Annotated in this window: 17 protein-coding genes and 1 pseudogene; 12 read left to right on the forward strand and 6 right to left on the reverse strand. The window is 65.1% G+C overall.

Features of this window, described 5'->3' with window-relative positions; all coding sequences use genetic code 11:
• Positions 1-263 (forward strand): annotated as a pseudogene (locus J7E83_RS18530) (sulfonate ABC transporter substrate-binding protein); the annotation flags it as partial.
• A 126-nt stretch (positions 264-389) separates the two neighbouring features.
• Positions 390-794 (forward strand): hypothetical protein, encoded by a 405-nt coding sequence (locus tag J7E83_RS18535; protein ID WP_214965125.1) that lies wholly within the window; start codon positions 390-392, stop codon positions 792-794.
• A gap of 30 nt (positions 795-824) precedes the next feature.
• Here J7E83_RS18535 and J7E83_RS18540 read toward each other — a convergent pair whose 3' ends face one another.
• From J7E83_RS18540 to J7E83_RS18555, 4 genes are all read right to left on the reverse strand, one after another.
• Positions 825-1,760, reverse strand: a complete 936-nt coding sequence (locus J7E83_RS18540) for a glycosyltransferase family 9 protein (protein WP_214965242.1) — start codon at positions 1,758-1,760, stop codon at positions 825-827.
• Positions 1,757-2,938 carry a glycosyltransferase family 9 protein gene (locus tag J7E83_RS18545; RefSeq protein WP_214965127.1) on the reverse strand — a complete coding sequence of 394 codons (1,182 nt, stop codon included), beginning with the start codon at positions 2,936-2,938 and terminating at the stop codon, positions 1,757-1,759. The genes J7E83_RS18540 and J7E83_RS18545 overlap by 4 nt, the downstream gene beginning before the upstream one ends.
• A gap of 129 nt (positions 2,939-3,067) precedes the next feature.
• Positions 3,068-4,006, reverse strand: coding sequence for a carbohydrate kinase (locus J7E83_RS18550; RefSeq protein ID WP_214965129.1), 939 nt, complete (start codon positions 4,004-4,006; stop codon positions 3,068-3,070).
• A gap of 2 nt (positions 4,007-4,008) precedes the next feature.
• Positions 4,009-4,854, reverse strand: coding sequence for an alpha/beta hydrolase (locus tag J7E83_RS18555; RefSeq protein ID WP_214965131.1), 846 nt, complete (start codon positions 4,852-4,854; stop codon positions 4,009-4,011).
• 296 nt (positions 4,855-5,150) lie between these two features.
• Here J7E83_RS18555 and J7E83_RS18560 point away from each other — a divergent pair, with 296 nt between their 5' ends.
• Genes J7E83_RS18560 through J7E83_RS18570 form a run of 3 tightly spaced genes read left to right on the forward strand, consistent with a single transcriptional unit; the run spans position 5,151 to position 8,684 of the window.
• Positions 5,151-6,011: a polysaccharide deacetylase family protein gene (locus J7E83_RS18560; RefSeq protein WP_214965132.1), complete on the forward strand. Its 861-nt coding sequence runs from the start codon at positions 5,151-5,153 to the stop codon at positions 6,009-6,011.
• A gap of 58 nt (positions 6,012-6,069) precedes the next feature.
• A complete protein-coding gene (locus J7E83_RS18565) occupies positions 6,070-7,176 on the forward strand; it encodes a GTP pyrophosphokinase family protein (protein ID WP_214965134.1) in 1,107 nt (368 codons plus the stop codon).
• 5 nt (positions 7,177-7,181) lie between these two features.
• Entirely contained in the window at positions 7,182-8,684 is a 1,503-nt protein-coding gene (locus J7E83_RS18570; protein ID WP_214965136.1) for a SulP family inorganic anion transporter, read from the forward strand.
• A gap of 48 nt (positions 8,685-8,732) precedes the next feature.
• On the opposite strand, the gene J7E83_RS18575 is transcribed toward J7E83_RS18570, so the two are convergent.
• Complete coding sequence (locus J7E83_RS18575; RefSeq protein ID WP_214965137.1) at positions 8,733-9,203, reverse strand: MarR family winged helix-turn-helix transcriptional regulator; 471 nt, start codon at positions 9,201-9,203, stop codon at positions 8,733-8,735.
• Positions 9,204-9,328: 125 nt separating this feature from the next.
• Here J7E83_RS18575 and J7E83_RS18580 point away from each other — a divergent pair, with 125 nt between their 5' ends.
• The 6 genes from J7E83_RS18580 (at position 9,329) to J7E83_RS18605 (ending at position 16,006) form a co-directional block, all read left to right on the forward strand.
• Positions 9,329-10,264, forward strand: a complete 936-nt coding sequence (locus J7E83_RS18580) for an SDR family NAD(P)-dependent oxidoreductase (protein WP_214965139.1) — start codon at positions 9,329-9,331, stop codon at positions 10,262-10,264.
• A 58-nt stretch (positions 10,265-10,322) separates the two neighbouring features.
• A complete protein-coding gene (locus J7E83_RS18585) occupies positions 10,323-11,159 on the forward strand; it encodes an amidohydrolase family protein (protein ID WP_214965244.1) in 837 nt (278 codons plus the stop codon).
• 1 nt (position 11,160) lies between these two features.
• Positions 11,161-12,414 (forward strand): acyl-CoA dehydrogenase family protein, encoded by a 1,254-nt coding sequence (locus J7E83_RS18590; protein WP_214965141.1) that lies wholly within the window; start codon positions 11,161-11,163, stop codon positions 12,412-12,414.
• Positions 12,415-12,500: 86 nt separating this feature from the next.
• Positions 12,501-12,956 (forward strand): MaoC family dehydratase, encoded by a 456-nt coding sequence (locus tag J7E83_RS18595; protein WP_214965143.1) that lies wholly within the window; start codon positions 12,501-12,503, stop codon positions 12,954-12,956.
• Positions 12,957-12,998: 42 nt separating this feature from the next.
• Positions 12,999-14,366 carry an MFS transporter gene (locus tag J7E83_RS18600; protein ID WP_214965144.1) on the forward strand — a complete coding sequence of 456 codons (1,368 nt, stop codon included), beginning with the start codon at positions 12,999-13,001 and terminating at the stop codon, positions 14,364-14,366.
• Between the two features lie 56 nt (positions 14,367-14,422).
• On the forward strand, positions 14,423-16,006 hold the full coding sequence (locus J7E83_RS18605) for a long-chain fatty acid--CoA ligase (RefSeq protein WP_214965146.1): 1,584 nt from the start codon (positions 14,423-14,425) through the stop codon (positions 16,004-16,006).
• 50 nt (positions 16,007-16,056) lie between these two features.
• Here the strand turns inward: J7E83_RS18605 and J7E83_RS18610 are convergent, their stop codons facing one another.
• Positions 16,057-17,088, reverse strand: coding sequence for a LacI family DNA-binding transcriptional regulator (locus J7E83_RS18610; RefSeq protein WP_214965152.1), 1,032 nt, complete (start codon positions 17,086-17,088; stop codon positions 16,057-16,059).
• Positions 17,089-17,235: 147 nt separating this feature from the next.
• Between J7E83_RS18610 and J7E83_RS18615 the strand changes: the two genes are divergently transcribed.
• Entirely contained in the window at positions 17,236-18,444 is a 1,209-nt protein-coding gene (locus tag J7E83_RS18615) for a Gfo/Idh/MocA family protein (protein ID WP_214965154.1), read from the forward strand.
• Positions 18,445-18,453: the final 9 nt, after the last annotated feature.

Here is an 18,453-nt window from a genome sequence, read left to right on the forward strand (position 1 = left end):
CGGCTGACGACAAGGCAAACGTGATCAACGCCGCCCTCAAGACCGCTGCCGGTGCCGAACTCAGTCCCGACGTGATCCAGCGGTCGCTGCAGAACATCGTGTTCACGGTGGATCCGCTGGCGGGTACATACAAGAAGCTCCTGCAGGACGGCGTAACCGCCGGTACCACCAAGCAGGCCGACATCAACGGAATCTTCGACCTGACAGCCCTCAACGAAGTCACCGGGGACAAGACGTCAGCTGCCGGTCTGGGCAAGGAGTAGCGCTCGACGAGCAGGTGCGAGAGCCCGATCATCCGCATAGGCAGTTTTCCTGGGAGAACGCTGGGCGTCGACGTCGACCGGCTCCAACTGTATTGTGTGATGCACAGCTGTCCAGGGGGAATCGCTATGACAAATGACCAGATCGTGCAATGGCAGTGCGATAAGTGTGGCGGGGATATTGCAGGTTCGCAAGGCTACCTTTCCGTTGACATGCCGGCCGTTAATCTGGCCGAACGCGCGCGGCAGGAGCGGGAGATCCATCCGGACCCGTCCGGAGCGGGCGGACCCGGGCTCACCCCGGATACGACAGGGCAGCCCCAAAAGGTCCAGTGGCGGGTGTACCACAGCGCCTGCGACCCGGACTCGGGCAGCATGAGTTACAGCATCGACGTGGCCGAGATAGCAGTTCCGTCCCGGGTACTCGCCTGGACGCTGCACTTCATGGACACCAAGGACTGGATCAGGCATACCGACTGGACGTCCTTCGTGCGCGCCAGAACAGGCGTGGACCTGCGCCAGGAACGGACCTAACAGAAGCGCGCTGCCATTGAGGCCGCCAGCTCAGAGAAGGCCTAGTTCCCGGACAGCCGCAAAAACGTCGTAGACCGAAACGGCCAGGAGTGCCGGATCGGGATCTTGGGCAAAAGTGTCACCGCGGCGCAGTTCGGCGCGGGTCAGCACCAGGTGCGGGCCCGGCGGCGGCCCCCAGATTTCGGGTGGTGCGGGTCCGAAGAGGACGACTGAGGGCGTGCCGTAGGCTGTGGCCAGGTGCGCTGCACCTGTATCCGCCGAGATGACGAGCCGTGCTGCGGCGATGGTTGCCGCAAATTCGCCGAGGCTCAGGTTTCCCGCCAGGACAGTTGTCTCGGGCAGCCCTGCACGACGGCACACGTCGAGGGCACGCTCACGTTCACTTGCCCCACCGGTGAAAATGACATCGTGGCCTGACCCCGCAAGGTGCGCGGCGAGGGCGGCGAAACGTTCCACGGGCCAGAGCCGGCTCCCGTAGGCGGCGCCGACATGCAGCACAGTGGACGCCGGTGCGGGGCTGGCCATGGGAGGAACGCTGAGCCGGTAGTCCTGCGGATCCGCTTCGATTCCGTGCCATTCCAGGAGCCGCGCCCATCTTTCCCGCTCATGCAGTTCTGGCCGCCAGCATGGCCCGTCACGGTACCGGCTGCGGTGGCCGATGGTCTGGCGGGCGCGCAGGGCCTCGATCCTGTCCTGGCTCTCCGGCCCACTGCCGTGGAGGTTCACGGCCACATCCACCAGGCCGGGCTTCACCGCCAACGGTTCGTCCAGCCCATGGGTAGGCAGCAGTTCATAACCTCCCACAAGGCTGAGTGCTTCCGTGAGCCACGCCTGCGCCGCGTATCGCAGCCTGTGCCCGGGGTAGGCGCGGCGGAGGGCGTGCAGCGCCGGTACCGCTACGAGCAGGTCACCGAGTTTGAGCGCCCGCAGCACCAGCAGTTCCGGTTTCCCGTCCTGGACGGTCATTTCTTCCAATCCGCCTGCCTTCCCGCCCGAAGCTGGATGCCCTCCGGAAAGCGAGCAGTTGCTATCAGGCTGCGAACGTCCTCGTGGACTTCCCGCACGCCGACCTCGGCCACTAGTGAGTCGTCGTGGGAACACCGCGGCGCCGTCCAGCCAACCTGCGTGATGTCTATCCCGCACGTCGGGCAGGTGGCCACCCAGGACGCGTGCACACGGTGAAGGCTCCGGCCCAAAGCTCCCGCGCTGATGATGTTTCCGGCCCAGAAGATGCCGACGGTGGGAAGACCGAGGGCCTGGGCGAGATGCCGGGGACCGCTGTCGTTGCCAGCCACCACTGCACTGCGGGAAAGCAGTGCCACGAGGCCCGCCAAGTCCAGGTCCCCAGCCAGGGAGCGGATGGACCCAGGCCCTGCGAGATTTACAATCCGCTCGGCCAGCTGCTTTTCGCTCCTGTCACCAACCACCACCACCTGGCAGCCGTCCGTGGCACAGGCCAGCGCCAGTTCTGCAAACCGGTCCGTCGGCCAACGGCGGCGCGGATCGGTGGCGCCTGGATGCAGCACTACCAGCGGCTGGGCGTTTGTATCCCCGAGGCCGGGGGGCAATGCGGCGGAGTCTTCTGCCGGCGCCAGCCTCGCTTCCAGATCCACCGGGAACGCGCCCGCAAATCCTGCCACTTCCAACGCCCGCAGGGGCTCATGCTGATAGTAAAGATAAGGAACCGTCCGCTCCAGGCTGGCTGCATCCGCCGTGCGCGTACCCACCGTGTGGCTGGCTCCGAGGCGCAGCAGGAACGGGTTCGAGTAGCGCCCTCCCCCGTGCAGCTGGACCGCCAGGTCGAAGCGTTGCTCCCGCATCTCGGCGAAAAAACGGTCCAGCTCATCCGGGTCCTCATCGCCCGGGCGCACCCCCTCGGAGAAGGGCAGGACCCGCACCTCGTCGACAGGGCCTTTCGTCGCTTCAATGAGCGCCTTGTGCACAGGTGTCCCAAGCAAGGTGACTGTTGCCCCGGGGTACGCAGCCTTGAGGGCGGCCATGGCTGGGATGGCGAAAATCAGGTCTCCCAGGCCGCCGCCGCGCAGGACAACAATCCGGGAGACGCCGTCGAACTTTTCAAGGACGGGGCCGACGCCGGTGCCGACGCGGCCTGAACCGCCGAATTCTGCTGTCAACTGCTCCACTGAGCCTCCCTTCGGATCAGGCGGCCACTACACCTTGTTCCTTTGGCCGCCGGGCCCCTGCTTGTGCAGCCACAATACGGCGATCCGGCGGAAGGTGCGAGAGAACACCCCCAGGACCGTGCCGCAGGATCATTGGCCAGGTACAGCATTCAGTTCTGCGCGTGTGGGCGGGTTTGCGCCCGGTCGGGAAACGGTGACGGCGGCGGCCCGGGACGCGTGGACCAGGAGTTCCACCAGTCCCTCCGCCGAAAGCTCGCGGAGGTCCTTGCGGTTCTGGGCACCATCCAGGCCGCGGTCCACAACCCCGGAGAGCAGTGCGGCCATAAAGGAATCGCCCGCCCCCACCGTGTCCGCCACGTCCACGCGGGTAGCTACGCACTCGGCCTCGCCGGCGGCGGTAATGCCCCATGGACCGGACGCCCCGCGCGTGACCACCACCATGGCTGGCCCCTCAGATCCTCCCAGTTTCAGCCAGCGGCGGGCCGCATCCAGCGCGTCCTCCCCAGGGTAAAGCCACTCGAGGTCCTCATCGGAGGCCTTGACCACATCCGCCAGGGTGACGAACTTCTCCGCCTGCCGCCGCGCATAGTCCACATCCGTAATGATGCTGGGACGGCAGTTGGGGTCAAAGCTGATCGTCGCCGAGGGGTGGGCCTGCTCGACGGCGGCCAGCACGTCAGCGGCACCGGGCGCCAGCATTGTGGCGATGGAACCGGTGTGCAGCAGGGTGGTTCCCTGCAGCATAAAGGCCAGGCGGTCCGCCAAGCCGGGAAGCTCCCAGGCGAGGTCGAACGTGTAGGTCGCGGCGCCGTCGTCGTCGATCAGGGCGGTGGCAACGCTGGTGGGAAGACCGTCCGGGCCCAGCGGAAGCATCACGGAACTGGAACGGAGATGTGCCGCAAGGGCGTCCCCATAGGCGTCGCGGCCGTAACGGCCGATGAACTGTACCGGATGGTCAAGGCGGGCCAGGCCCACGGCGACGTTCAGGGGACTACCCCCCACATGGGCTTCAATTCCTGAGGCCCGCTGGACAACGTCAACCAGGCCCTCGCCGATAACGGTAAGCATGCTCATACTCTGCCAGAGAAGCGGGCCCCGGACATCCGTGTTGGTTGGCCCAGGAGCCCCTGAACCAGCTCGCGGCACTTCTTGTACGCGGCGGATCTGGGATCGATGAGCGCGTAGTGGTCGCCCGGCACCTTAGTCAATTGCGGCGGCGACTGGGCCCTCCGTCCGGCAGCCACATAGGCCTCCGACTGGCTCAGTGGAACGTCCCCGTCCCCCATGGCATGGACCGCGTGGACGGGAAGGTCGAGTGGGAGGGCGGACATGGGGTCCGCGTACTTGTGTCGCAGCGGATATTTCGACGATGATCCGCCCAGCAGGTTGCTCACGGCACCGCTGCTGAGGTCCTGCTTCTCCGCGGCGGCAAGGTTGAGCAGACCCGACTGGCTCACGACCCCGGTCAGGAGGACAGCATCGGCCCCGGTATTCCGCGCGATCTGGCGGTCCGCGTCCGCCAGGCCCAGCTGCGAAAGCTTGCTCCTGCCGGCGGCCCAGGTAGCCAAATGCCCACCGGCTGAATGCCCCAGTGCCACCACAGAGCCCAGTTCGAGGCCATGGGCGCCGGCGATGTCCCTGAGCTTGTCAATTCCCGCCAGCACATCTTCAAAGGTATGTGGCCAGCCGCCGCCGTTGCCCGCGCGGCGGTACTCCAGGTTCCATGCGGCCATCCCGTGCGCGGCAAGGTCCCTGGCAAGTGGCTCGCCCAGCTCTGCGCCGTACTGCGAGCGCCAATAGCCTCCGTGGATCACCACTACCACGCCGCGGTGTGCCTCGCCTTCCCGCAGCTCGGGCAGGAACAGCTCACCCCACTGGCTGGAATCCCCGCCATACTGATACTTGTGCCGCTTCACTGCATCCTCCTTGAGGCACCTGCCGCTGTGGCGCCGCTGCCGGCCACTGTCCGGGACAATGCCCGACGCCGAACGTCCAGCCCTGCCCCGAGCCTACAGGGAGGTGCCGGTGACGCCTTCACCCCCGGCTACATATCCGGGCTGCTGACTGGCCTCACCGTGAAACCATCCGCGGCCAACTCTCCCGCCCGCCCCCGTGAACACCATGAAGGGCCACTGAACCCCTCCTGGCCAGGCGTACATTACTGTTCGATTGGAACTACTTCTCCGAGAACCTAACAGAACCAGGAATGTGCATGTGCCAAGGGCCCGCCACCCTCAATCCCGCCGCCGTCAGCCGGCGCATCGCTCTTTCGGCACTGACGGCATCACTGCTGGCGGGGCTGGGCGCCTGCTCCGACGGCACATCGGATCCCGGGCCTGCCGGGACCACACCCGACCCGGCTGCCACGGATTCAACTCCGGCGGCGCTGGCGGATGCAGGGGCCCCTACCACGCCGCCGGCTCCGGCTGCCACGAAGCGAATCCGGAAGAGCTTCATCCCGGACGTTGGCCTTCCGCCCGTGGTCAATGGGCTCGCACCGGTGGTCACCCGGATCCTGACCAAGCACCCGGTAGTCTTTCTCACCATTGATGACGGTGACACCAAGAATCCGGAGATGGCCGCCCTCATGTCCCAATATGACTACCCTGTGACGATTTTCCTGGCGCAGACTTTCGTCAAGGACAACCCGGCTTTCTTCAAGCAGTTCCAGGCGCAGGGAAGCCTGATCGAAAACCACACCATCAGCCACAACATCAACATGGTGCAAAAGCTGGGCTACGCGCAGCAGCTCGCCGAAATTAACGGCATGCAGGACTTCGCCAGGGACCACTATGGGAGGTTGCCCGCCCTGTTCCGTCCGCCGGGTGGCGCCTACTCCAACGTGATGAGAAAAGCGGTGGCCGACGCCGGCCTGAAGGCCATCATCACGTGGGAGGCGAAGGCCAACGCCGGGAAGATGGACTATCAGTACGGCAATGCGCTGCGCCCTGGCGACATTGTCCTGATGCACTTCCGCCCTGAATTCGCAGCCGACCTGGCGGCCTTCCGCCAGGCCCAGTTGGCGGCTGGCCTGGAAGTGGTGCTGCTCGAGGACTTCCTCGGCGTCAGGTAGGCGCCGGCTGGCGTCGGGCCCCCACCGTAAGGTCGGACCTCCACCGTAAGCTGGGACCATGCCGAGTAACTGGGACAGCCTGGATGTCAGCCTCCGGGATTCCGTGCAGGAGAACGTGGAGCTCTACGAGCGGGTCCGGCCTGCCCTGAAGCTGGTCACCAAGGACGTTCTCCATATCCTCCGCGACATGCTCAAGGACACCGAGGTCACTCCGCTGTTTGTCACCGGCCGCACCAAGTCAGTGGAGTCGTTCCGCGAAAAGATCTCCCGCATCGAGGAGCCGCTGGAGCCTGGCGGGCCCCCGGCGCTGAAGTTTCCTGACCCGTTCCGCACACTCAATGACATGGTGGGCGTCCGCGTCATCACCAAGCTGCCCGCCGAGAACGCGTCGGTGGCCAACCTCATCAAGCGCCAGCGCCAGGTCTTCGACTGCCGCGGGGACCGGGAGAAGGACATCGGTTCCATTGAGTCCGGCACCTATGGCTACTCCAGCCGCCACCTCATTCTGCGGACCATCCAGAACGAGGCCGTCAAGGAGTACCAGCAGGTCTTCAATCCGGACGTCCAGCCCAACGGCAGCTACTTCTTCGAATGCCAAATCCGCACCGTGTTCGCACACGCGTGGAGCGAGATCGAGCATGACATCCGGTTCAAGGCCGAGGACCCCCGCGCCTGGACACCGCACTTCGACCGGCAGTTCACCGCCACCGCCGCCATGCTGGAAACCGTGGAGAGCGCCTTCGCGGACCTGCACGAGCGCTACGAGGAAGTCCGCAGCTACTGGGATATGCAGGGTGAGGGCGCTGCCCAGCTCACGCCCAACAGGATCCGCGATGTCTGGCGTACGCTGCTTCCGCACGTGGACCGTAAAGTGGATGATGATTGGGGCTGGGCCGCAGAACTCATGGCGGCGCACGGCCTCAACCAGACCGTCCAGCTGGCCGGCCTGCTCAGCGCCAACCGGATCACTGAGGTCCGGAAGGCGCTGGATCACCGCTACTCCCCCGGCCCGGACCGCCTGCTGGATGATCTCCTGCTGTGGCAGTACGGCCCCAAACACATCGACCTCACAGCCGAGGCGCCCGACGCCGTTCCGCACCCGCGGCGCGACAGCCTCCTGCGGCGGCTGAAACAAATCGAGCGTTACCGCCAGACCAAGAAATAGGATCCATGCAGCCCTTGCAGCTCCAGTCCGTCCGGGCCACCCTCCGCTCACCACGCCGGCTCAAGACCGAGGTCCTTGCAGGACTGGTGGTGGCGCTGGCGCTGATTCCGGAGGCCATCGCCTTCTCGGTGATCGCGGGAGTGGATCCCCGGATCGGCCTGTTCGCCTCCTTCACGATGGCCGTCACGATCTCCTTCGTGGGCGGCAGGCCCGCCATGATCTCCGCCGCAACGGGCGCTGTGGCGCTGGTGATTGCTCCTCTGATGCGCAGTCACGGACTGGACTACCTCATCGCTGCAGTGATCCTGGCCGGGGTGTTCCAGATCCTGCTGGCCGTCCTGGGTGTCACCAGGCTGATGCGCTTCATCCCTCGCTCGGTGATGGTTGGCTTCGTCAATGCCCTGGCCATCCTGGTGTTCCTGGCACAGCTGCCTGAGCTGATCGGTGTCCCGTGGATGGTATATCCGCTGGTGGCCGTGGGCCTAGTCATTGTGGTGGGGCTGCCAAGAATCACGACGGCGGTTCCCGCACCGCTGGTGGCCATTGTGGTGCTCACCCTGTTTGCTGTCCTGGCAGGGGTGGACGTGCCGACAGTACAGGACAAGGGCCAACTGCCGGAGAGCCTGCCCACCCTGTTCTTCCCGAACGTCCCGCTGACCTGGGATACCTTCCAGGTCCTGGCACCTTTCTCGCTGTCCATGGCTCTGGTGGGGCTGCTGGAATCACTGTTGACAGCCAAGCTGGTGGACGACATCACGGACACGCGCTCCAACAAGACTCGTGAATCCTGGGGCCAGGGTGTGGCCAACATCGTCACCGGCTTCTTCGGCGGCATGGGCGGCTGCGCCGTGATCGGCCAGACGATGATCAACGTCAAGGGTTCAGGCGCGCGGAGCCGAGTATCCACCTTCCTGGCCGGCGTCTTCCTCCTGGTGCTGGTGGTGGTACTGGGCGATGTCGTGGGCCTCATCCCGATGGCCGCCCTGGTGGCAGTGATGATCTTCGTCTCCGCCATCACTTTCGACTGGCATTCCATTGCCCCTCGGACTCTGAGGCGGATGCCCAGGTCCGAAACCGCCGTCATGCTCATCACCGTGGGGGTAGTGGTGGCCAGCCACAACCTGGCCATCGGCGTGGGCGCGGGAGTCCTGGCGGCGATGGCCATGTTCGCGCGCCGGGTGGCCCACTTTGTCACTGTGGAGCGCACCGTGGTGCAGCTGAACGGCGAGAACGTGGCCACCTACACCGTGGACGGCGAGCTCTTCTTCGCCTCCTCCAACGACCTCTACACGCAGTTCGAATACGCCCTGGACGCGGAACCGGACATCAGCCGGGTGGTGGTGGACCTGCACGCCTCGCACCTGTGGGACGCCTCCACTGTCGCCGTGCTGGATGCCGTCACGGAAAAGTACCGGCGGCACGGACGGGCAGTTGAGCTGATCGGGCTGAACTCGGCCAGCATCCAGATGCGCGACCGCCTTGCGGGCAAGCTCAACGCCGGCCACTAGAGCCGCCGCCAGGTTCCGAGCACGCCTCAAGGCGCTAGCCGCAAGGCACTAGGGCCAGAGGGCCTTCCGGAGCAACGCCTTGAGCTGGACGATTTCGTCCTCCGCCAGTCCGGCCAGCGACTCAGCCTCCGCCCGGTGCGCGGCCTCGGCCGCCTCGGCCAGGAGACGGGAACCTTTGGCCGTGGCCGTAACGGTCTTTGCCCTGCGGTCTTGCTTTCCGGCAGCCCTGGCCACCAGCCCACGCTTCTCCAACTCGTCAACCAGGGAGACAATCTGGCTCGGATCCAGGCTGAGGAAATCCGCCAGTTCCCGTTGTGTCGGCTCCAACCCGCTGTTGGCGAGGATCAGCACTGAATAGGAGCGCTCCTTGAGGTCGAACTCCGCCAGCGCCTTGTTGTTCAGGACCGAACCTGTAGCGCGCAGTTTGGCCAACAGAAAACCCGCGTCATTGGTGATCGGGGCGGTGATCAGCTTGTCCCCCGCGGCTGCCTGATCCGCGCCCTGCGTCTCGACCGTCATATCAAACTCCAATAATCCTCAAAATAAACCGTTGACATTTTCAACTATCCGTATTTTCATGGATACAGAACAGCATCCCATGCCGGGCGGCAGGATGCACACGGACGGCTAGCAAAGGAGCAGCGATGAGCCTGTCAGGCAAAGTAGCGATCGTCACCGGAAGCGGACGGGGGCTTGGACTCGCCTACGCCAGGGAACTCGCCCGCCAGGGCGCCGCCGTCGTGGTCAATGACGTGGATGCCGATGTTGCTTCCGAAGCGGTCCGGACCATTGAAGCCGACGGCGGGCGCGCCGTCGCCGTCGTTGCCCCCGTGGGCAGCACCGAGGTTGCCCGGCAGTTGGTGGCGGCGGCTGTTGACGCCTTCGGTCGACTGGACATCCTGGTCACCAACGCCGGGATCCTGCGGGACAAGAGCCTGCTGAAGATGACCGACGAAGACTTCGACCTCGTGATTAACGTCCACCTCCGCGGCACGTTCACGTGTGTCCGCGAGGCCTTTGGCTACTTCAAGGAAAATGGCATCCCCGGACGCATCATCACCATCGGCTCCCCCACCGGGCAGCGCGGCAACTTCGGCCAGACCAACTATGCCGCGGCCAAGGCCGGGATCGTGGGCATGGTGCGTACCTGGGCGCTTGAGATGAAAAAGGCCGGCGTCACCGTCAACAGCGTGATCCCGGTCGCCGCCACCGCGATGACCAAGACAGTGCCGTACTTCCAGAAGGCAGTGGAAGCGGACGAACGCGGTGATGCCATGCCTTCCTTCTTCCGCCATGAACTCGGGTTCGGAACGGCCGACGACGTCTCCGGGCTGGTGGCCTTCCTCGCCTCCGACGACGCTGCCGGCATCACCGGCCAGGCAATCGGCGCCGGCGGTGACCGGCTGCAGGTGTGGACACACCCGGAGGCCGCCACTACGGAATACCGCGAAGGCGGCTGGGGCTACCAGGACCTCGTCGAGAACTTCGGCACCCTCTTCGGAGACAAGCTCCAGGGTGTCGGCGAGGAATTCCTGCCGCTGCCCGAGGACCTCCAGCCCGAACCGGCCCAGGTCCGCTGACGTGGCCGCCCCCCGTTACGAAGTGGGCGTCGACGCCTCAAGGCTTGACGCGATCGACATGCACGTCCACCTCGAAGTGGACGGCCACGGCCACGAGTCGCTGCCGGCGGCCCTGACCGAGGCCTCGGCCAAGTACTTCAAGGCCGAGGACCGCACCCCGTCGCTGGACCGCATCGCGGAAGTGTACCGCGGACTGAACATGGCCGCCGTCGTGTTCACCGTGGACGCCCGCACCCAGCTCAAGCACGAACCCAACAGCATCCCGGACCTGATCGCCGGGGCCGCCCGGAACAACGACGTCCTGATCCCGTTCGGCAGCGTTGATCCGCGCACCGGTGCCGAGGCGATCCAGGGCGCCAAACACCAGGCCATCGACCTGGGCGCCCGCGGCTTCAAGTTCCACCCGTCCCTGCAGGGCTTCGATCCGTCCAACGAGCAGTTCTACCCGCTCTGGGAAACGCTGCAGGAACTTGGGCTACCGGCGATCTTCCACACGGGACAGAACGGCATGGGCGCCGGCCTGCCCGGCGGGTACGGCATCAAACTGGCCTACTCCAACCCGCTGCTGCTGGACGCCGTCGCCGCTGACTTCCCGGAACTGCAGATCATCATGGCCCACCCCTCGGTGCCGTGGCAGGACGAGGCCAACTCGATCGCCACGCACAAAGCGAACGTATTCATCGACCTCTCCGGCTGGTCGCCCAAGTACTTCCCGGAATCCCTGGTGCGGCTGTCCAACTCGGTCCTGCAGGACAAGGTCCTCTTCGGCACCGACTTCCCCCTCATCACCCCGCAAAAGTGGCTCGGCGCCTTCGCGGACCTGCCGCTCAAGGACGAAGTCCGCCCCAAGATCCTCAAGGACAACGCCGTCCGCCTGCTCGGTTTGGGTCGCTGACATGGCAACGACGACGGCGGTCCCCGCCGGCGCGGCGCCGGGCAGGGCCAGCGGGCCGGCGGAACAAACCAGACTCTACGGGGTCTGTGACTATTACGACGCCGAGTCCCTCCTCACCGGGGATGAGCGCCAGGTGCTGGGGCGGCTACGGGATTTCCTGGACCGGGAAGCACTGCCGCTGCTGGCCGAGTACTGGGAGCGCGGCGAGTTCCCTGAGCAGCTGGCTAAGCCCCTGATCGGGCTCGATCTGATGGAGCCCGCTGAGCTGACTGCGAACGGCACTGCCCGGGGAATCTACCAGGGCTTCCGGATTTTCGAACTCGCCCGCACAGACGCTTCGCTGGCCACCTGGTACACCGCGCAGGCAGGGCTTTTCCGCACGGCCATCCGGGTGGGCGCCTCCGCCGGGCAGCAGGCCGAGTGGATGCCCAGGGTCATCGATTTCTCGCTCAAGGGCGTCTTCTCCCTGACGGAGCCGGAGTCGGGCTCGGACATCGCCGGTGGGCTGTCCACAACTGCCCGCCGCGAAGTATCGCGGGACGGAGACACCTGGATCCTGGACGGTGCCAAGCGCTGGATCGGCGGAGCCGCCACGGCGGATGTGCTGGCAGTATTCGCCCGCGACGTTAAAGACGGGCAGGTGAAGGCCTTCCTCGTGGACCGGGAGGCGGAGGGCGTGGCCCTGGAGAAGATCCGCGGCAAGACTGCCCTGCGGATGATGCAGAACGCCCACATCACGCTCGAAGGCGTCCGCGTCCCGGAGTCCATGCGCCTGCACAACGTGAACTCGTTCCGGGACGTCGCGGCGATGTTGAGGGCCATGCGCTCTGATGTCGCCTGGATTGCCACGGGCATCCAGGCAGGAGCCTTCGAGGCCGCCCTGCGTTACGTCACCGGGCGGAAGCAGTTCGGCCGTCCCCTGGGCTCCTTTCAGCTGGTCCAGGAGAAACTCGCCAGGATGCTCGGCAACGTCACCGCCTCACTGTCGCTTGTGGTCCGGCTGACAGAACAGCAGGCCAAGGGCATTTACCGGGACCAGGATTCGGCCCTGGCAAAGATGCAGACCTGCCTGCTCATGCGCGAAACCGTGGCCCTGGCCCGCGAGGTGGTGGGTGGGAACGGCATCACGCTCGAGACAGACGTCGCCAGGTTCCACGCCGACGCCGAGGCCGTCTACTCCTACGAAGGCACCCATGACATCAACGCACTCATCATCGGCCGCGCCCTGACCGGCGAAAGCGCCTTCGCCCGCTGAACCACCCCACTTACCCGCCAGATCCGCCCACGTCCGGCGCCGCCGTCGGACGTTTCCCTACCCACCCATCTCCACAGGAGGCACAGATGCCCAACCTCGTCGTCGATTTCGACAAACTGCTCACCCTCGCCGGAACCGACCTCGGCGCCACCGAATATCGCGAAATCACCCAGGAACAGATCAACAAATTCGCTGACGCCACGGGCGATGACCAGTGGATCCATGTGGACCCGGAACGCGCCAAGGACGGCCCGTTCGGAGCCCCGATCGCCCACGGCTTCCTCACCCTCTCGCTCATCATCCCGTTCTGGGGCGAACTGTTCGACGTCGACGGCGTCACCACCAAGGTCAACTACGGCCTGGACAAGGTCCGCTTCACGTCGCCGGTAAAGGTGGGTTCGCGGATCCGCATGCAGGCCACCATCGCCGAGGTCACCGAGGTCAAGGGCGGTGCCCAGATCAAGGTGGCCAACACCATCGAAATCGAAGGCCAGGAACGCCCCGCCGTCGTGGCCGAATTCCTCGCCCGCTTCTACAACTAAATTCCCCTATCCCTGTTTCTCCGTTCAAAGGAACAACCAACCATGTCCGGACTCACCCAGCTTCAAGGTATGGGCACCGCCGAGCGTCGCAAAGAAGCACGCACGGTCATCGCCTCCAGCTACCTGGGCAGCACCATCGAGTACTACGATTTCCTCCTGTACGCCACCGCTGCGGCTGTGGTCTTTCCCAAGGTCTTCTTCAGTGGAATGGACGACTGGGTGGGCGTGGTGGCCGCCTACGGCACCTTCGCCGCCGGCTATGTGGCCCGGCCCCTCGGCGGCATCATCTTCGGCCACTTCGGTGACAAGGTTGGCCGTAAGAGCATGCTCATCATTTCCATGCTGATGATGGGCATCGCCTCGACCCTGATCGGCGTGGTCCCGGATGCCTCCGTGGCCGGCCCGTGGGGTGCCGTGCTGCTGGTGATCCTCCGCGTTTTCCAGGGCATAGCCGTGGGCGGCGAGTGGGGCGGCGCCGCGCTGATGGCGCTGGAACATTCCGAATCGGGGAAGCGCGGCTTTGGGGCATCATTCGTCAACGCCGGCGCGCCTACCGGCGCAGTCCTGGGAACCCTCATCATGGGCGCGTTCTCCGCCCTGCCCAACGGCCAGTTCCTCACATGGGGGTGGCGGGTTCCGTTCCTGCTCTCGTTCGTGCTGCTGGGCGTGGGCATGTTCGTCCGACTGAAGGTTTCCGAGAGCCCCATCTTCAAGGCTGCCCTTGAACAGGAGAAAGCCGAACGGAAGCTCGCAGAGCAGGAAGCCCTGAAGCAGGGCCTGACCAGTAAGCGGGACATCCCGCTGCTCCAGGTGCTGCGCCGGCCCAAGACGTTGATCTTCACCATGCTGGCAGGGGCCGCCGGCTTCGCGCTCCAGGTGGTCATGGCAACGTTCTCAGTCACCTTCGCCGTTTCCAAGGGTGCGGACCGGCAGGGTGTCCTATACGCCTTCGCCGCGGCGTCAGCCCTGTCCATCGTTTTCGTCATCCTGGGCGGACGGCTGTCCGACAAACTCGGCCGGCGCCCAGTCATGATCGGCGGCCTAGTCCTGTTCGTCATTTACCTGGTCCCGATGTTCGCGCTGCTGTCCTCCAACAACGTGATGCTGATCTTCGTTGCGTTCGCCGTAGGGCTGATGATCCACTCCACGCTGTTCGGACCGCTGGCGGCCTTCGTATCGGAACAGTTCGGCACTACGTCCCGCTACACCGGGGCTTCCTTGGGCTACCAGCTGGCAACCCTCCTCGGGGCAGGCTTCACCCCCGGAATCGTGGCCCAGATCTTCAAGGACTCCGGCCAGGACACGGCCTCGGTGGTCACCTATCTGGCGGTCATGTCGGTGGTGTCGATCGTCTTCATCCTGCTGACCCGGGAGCCGAAGAACAACGACCTCCTGACGGTGAAGTCCTGACTCTTCGTGCCTGGTCCGTCACGACGGACTAACCTCAAAATAGAAAGGATTTCGCCGTGGAAAACTTTGGCATCGGCTCGTGGCTGCAGCGTCGCCGCCCCAAGTCCGGCAACAAGGCCGCACTGATCAGCGGGGAACGGGAACTGAGCTATGAAGAGCTCGCTGACCGGAGCATCCGGCTGGCCAACGGGCTTCGGGACCGTGGGGTGGCCAAGGGCGGCAGGGTGGCGTACCTCGGCGAGAACCATCCGTCCTTCCTGGAAACCCTGTTCGCCTGCGGACTCCTCGGGGCGATCTTCGTGCCGCTCAACACGCGCCTGGCACCGCCGGAGATCCAGTTCCAGCTCCAGGACTGCGGGGCGGTGGCCCTGGTCCATTCACGGAGCCTGGAGGATCTGGCCGCCCGCGGTGCTGCCAGCACGCCGGTGGCCTGGCGCATCGTCGTCGAAGATTCCACCCAAGGAACTGCCGGGACTGCCGGCCTCAGGGAAGCGGAAACGGCGCCTGAGCAGGGGGCGACGGCGGTGGAGGACTTCGAGGCAGTCCTGGCGGCCGGCTCGGACCGGTTCCTCGATGAGGACGTGGCGCTGGACGACGGCGCCATGATCCTCTACACCTCGGGCACCACGGGGCGGCCCAAGGGAGCGCTGCTGACCCACGGCAACATTGTGTGGAACTGCCTGAACGTGATTGTGGACTTCGATTTTGCGTCCACGGATGTGGCGCTGATGATCTCGCCGATGTTCCACGTGGCGTCCCTGGACATGGGTGTGCTGCCCACACTCCTGAAGGGCGGGACCGTAGTCCTGGAACCCAAATTCGACGCCCAGCGGACCCTGGAACTGATCGAAAAGCACCACGCAACCACCATCAGCGGGGTGCCTACCACCTACCAGATGCTGTGCGAGCACCCGGCGTGGGAGGGCACGGACCTCAGTTCACTGAACAAGCTGACCTGTGGAGGCTCGGCAGTTCCGCTGCGGGTCCTGGAGGCATACGAGCGGCGTGGCCTGCGCTTTTCGAACGGCTATGGCATGACCGAGACCGCACCTGGGGCCACCACTCTTCCTGCTGCCCGGTCCGGCGAAAAGGCGGGATCGTCCGGGCTTCCGCATTTCTTTACGGATGTGCGTATCGCCGACTTCGACGGTGCCCCTGCAGCGCCGGGAGCCGTGGGCGAGATCCAGATCAAGGGCCCCAACGTTATTCCCCAGTACTGGAACAGGCCGGATGCCTCGGCCGGCTCGTACACCGAAGACGGCTGGTTCAAGTCCGGAGACATGGGATACAAGGACGGGGACGGGTTCGTCTTCATCTCCGACCGCCTCAAGGACATGATCATCTCCGGAGGCGAAAACATCTACCCGGCGGAAGTGGAGCAAGCCATCAGCGAACTCGAGGCCGTGGGAAGCGTCGCCGTCATCGGGATTCCCGATGACAAGTGGGGAGAAGTACCCCGTGCCGTCATCCTGCTTCGTGACGGCGCGCGACTCACCGAAGACCAGGTTCAGGAACACCTCAACGGGAAGCTGGCCCGGTACAAAATCCCGAAGTCCGTGGTATTCGTCAGCGACATGCCACGAACAGCCAGCGGAAAGATCCGAAAAGCCGAACTGAGGCACCAAATCCCCAGCACCTAGGATCCCGCCGGTTCAGCCATCACGAAGGGCACACCACGGTGGATCGAGGCTTAGCGGGGCGCTGCCGTTGATTCCCGGACCACCAGGTGGGTGGCAAGCTCCACCCGGCGGGAATCGGGGACCTCGCCGCGCAGCTGGCGCAAGACAGTCCGGAGCGCCGCCCGGCCTATCTCCTGGAGCGGCTGTGCGACCGAAGTGAGGGAAGGCACCGACTCCTCCGCCTTGCTGGTCCCGTCAAAGCCCACCACGCTCAGGTCCTCTGGAATGCGGATATTCCGCCGGCGCGCCTCCGCCAGCACCCCCAGGGCGACGGTGTCGTTTCCCGCAAATATCGCCGTGGGTGGCGGATCAAGCTGCAACAGTGCATCCAGCCCCCGAGCACCGTGATCGGTTTGGAAGGGTCCGGAGATGATGTAGTTGTCCTCCACGGACACGCCGTGTGACCGAAGGGCGGCGAGGTAGCCGTGCAGCCGGGCCTGGTTGCATTCAACATTGTCCGGTCCGCCCAGGTAGGCGATTCTGCGGTGTCCCAGCCCCAGGAGGTGCGTCGTTGCGTCCTTACCTCCGGCCCAGTCCGTTGATCCGATGCTCACCACTTCCTCCGACGGCGGATTGAGCGGATCGATGACCACCACCGGAATGCCCCGGCGGTGGAAGGCATCGAGCGGGGCGTCACCGAACGCGGACGTCACCACGATCATGCCGCAGCGGCCTTCGTCCACAATCCGCTGGGCGCGCTGTTCCGGATTCACCGGGGAGGCGCCCTGGATCCCGGTGAGGTTGAGCAGGACCTCAATGTCCGATTCGACGGCACATTCCATGACGCCGTTGAGCACCGCGATGTTGTAGGCGGAGTCGAGTGAATCAACGGCCACCTCCACCGCGGGCTTATCCGCCAGGGTCCGGCGCTGTTGGAGCGGCGATTTGTAGCCTGTGCGTGCCAGCACAGCGAGCACTTTGGCCCGCGTCTCCACCGAGACATCATGGCGGCCGTTGATGACTTTGGAGACGGTAGGCGCGGAGACGCCGGCCTCGCGCGCTATGGCGGCCAGCGTCAGCCGGGCCTGCTGTTGCACGGTCATGCGCACTCCTTGCGTCTTCGAAATATTTCGTTCCGATTCTAGCTTGCATACTCTTGACCCGACCACCATGGGGACACTAGATTTTATCCCACTAACTATACGGTACCCGAAATATTTCGGAAGAATTCGGCATCAAAGGACAAAGAATTGACCACCCCACAACCCCTGCGCATCGGCATGATCGGCTACGCCTTCATGGGCGCGGCGCACACCCACGCGTGGCGTACGGCGCCGCGGTTCTTTGACCTTCCGATGGAACCGCAACTCACAGCGGTGGCCGGCCGCAGTGCCACCGGTGTCCAGGCGGCCGCCACCAAACTGGGCTGGTCATCCACTGAGACGGACTGGCGGCGGCTGATTGAACGGGACGACATCGACCTGATCGATATCTGCACCCCCGGCGATACCCACGCGGACATTGCCATTGCGGCCCTTGAAGCAGGCAAGCATGTGCTCTGCGAGAAGCCCCTGGCGAATTCCGTAGCAGAGGCCGAGCGGATGACAGAGGCGGCGGAAGAGGCAGCGAAGAAGGGCGTATTCGCTATGTGCGGCTTCACCTACCGCCGCACCCCGGCGCTGGCTCTGGCCAAACGGATGGTGGAGCAGGGCCGCCTGGGAAACATCCGGCACGTCCGCGCCCAGTACCTGCAGGACTGGCTCAGCGACGAAAATGCGCCCATGACGTGGCGGCTGGACAAGTCAAAGTCCGGCTCCGGGTCCCTCGGAGACATCGGGGCGCACAGCATCGACGCCGCCCAGTGGGTCACCGGCCAGAAAATCAGCGGCGTCTCCGCACTCCTGCAAACCTTCGTCCCTGAGCGGCCCCTTGCAGGGAACCTCGTGGGACTCGGCGGCCACGGGGACGCTACAGGAAACGCCCCACGTGGAGCGGTCACCGTGGATGACGCTGCCATCTTCAGCGCAAGGTTCGACGGCGGCGCTGCCGCTGCCGGTGCTGCTTCTACCGGTGCCATCGGCGTATTCGAGGCCACCCGGTATGCGCTGGGCCGCAAGAACGCCATGCGGCTCGAGGTCAACGGGACTAAGGGTTCGCTGGCCTTCGACTTTGAAGACATGAACGTGCTCTCCGTCTACGACGCCGCCGAAAGTCCTGACGCCGGCTTCCGGCGGATCATGGTCACCGAGCCAGAGCATCCGTATGTAGGCAACTGGTGGCCCACTGGCCACGGCCTCGGCTACGAACACGGCTTCACCCACCAGGTGGTGGACCTGGTGAACGCGATCGGAGAACAACGCCAGCCAGAGCCGTCTTTCGCCGATGCCCTTCAGGTGCAGCGTGTGCTGGCCGCTGTAGAGGCGAGCGCTGCCTCTGCCAGCCGCTGGCACGACGTCTGAACGAATAAC

This window comes from Arthrobacter sp. ISL-48 (genome assembly GCF_018613805.1).
In the GTDB taxonomy this organism is placed as follows: domain Bacteria; phylum Actinomycetota; class Actinomycetes; order Actinomycetales; family Micrococcaceae; genus Arthrobacter.

Bases quoted from the DNA above. Each gene is read 5' to 3' on its own strand.
- J7E83_RS18535 (WP_214965125.1), top strand. From the start codon at position 390: ATGACAAATGACCAGATCGTGCAATGGCAGTGCGATAAGTGTGGCGGG.
- J7E83_RS18540 (WP_214965242.1), bottom strand. From the start codon at position 1,760: ATGACCGTCCAGGACGGGAAACCGGAACTGCTGGTGCTGCGGGCGCTC.
- J7E83_RS18550 (WP_214965129.1), bottom strand. From the start codon at position 4,006: ATGCTTACCGTTATCGGCGAGGGCCTGGTTGACGTTGTCCAGCGGGCC.
- J7E83_RS18560 (WP_214965132.1), top strand. From the start codon at position 5,151: ATGTGCCAAGGGCCCGCCACCCTCAATCCCGCCGCCGTCAGCCGGCGC.
- J7E83_RS18565 (WP_214965134.1), top strand. From the start codon at position 6,070: ATGCCGAGTAACTGGGACAGCCTGGATGTCAGCCTCCGGGATTCCGTG.
- J7E83_RS18570 (WP_214965136.1), top strand. From the start codon at position 7,182: ATGCAGCCCTTGCAGCTCCAGTCCGTCCGGGCCACCCTCCGCTCACCA.
- J7E83_RS18575 (WP_214965137.1), bottom strand. From the start codon at position 9,203: ATGACGGTCGAGACGCAGGGCGCGGATCAGGCAGCCGCGGGGGACAAG.
- J7E83_RS18580 (WP_214965139.1), top strand. From the start codon at position 9,329: ATGAGCCTGTCAGGCAAAGTAGCGATCGTCACCGGAAGCGGACGGGGG.
- J7E83_RS18585 (WP_214965244.1), top strand. From the start codon at position 10,323: ATGCACGTCCACCTCGAAGTGGACGGCCACGGCCACGAGTCGCTGCCG.
- J7E83_RS18590 (WP_214965141.1), top strand. From the start codon at position 11,161: ATGGCAACGACGACGGCGGTCCCCGCCGGCGCGGCGCCGGGCAGGGCC.
- J7E83_RS18595 (WP_214965143.1), top strand. From the start codon at position 12,501: ATGCCCAACCTCGTCGTCGATTTCGACAAACTGCTCACCCTCGCCGGA.
- J7E83_RS18600 (WP_214965144.1), top strand. From the start codon at position 12,999: ATGTCCGGACTCACCCAGCTTCAAGGTATGGGCACCGCCGAGCGTCGC.
- J7E83_RS18610 (WP_214965152.1), bottom strand. From the start codon at position 17,088: ATGACCGTGCAACAGCAGGCCCGGCTGACGCTGGCCGCCATAGCGCGC.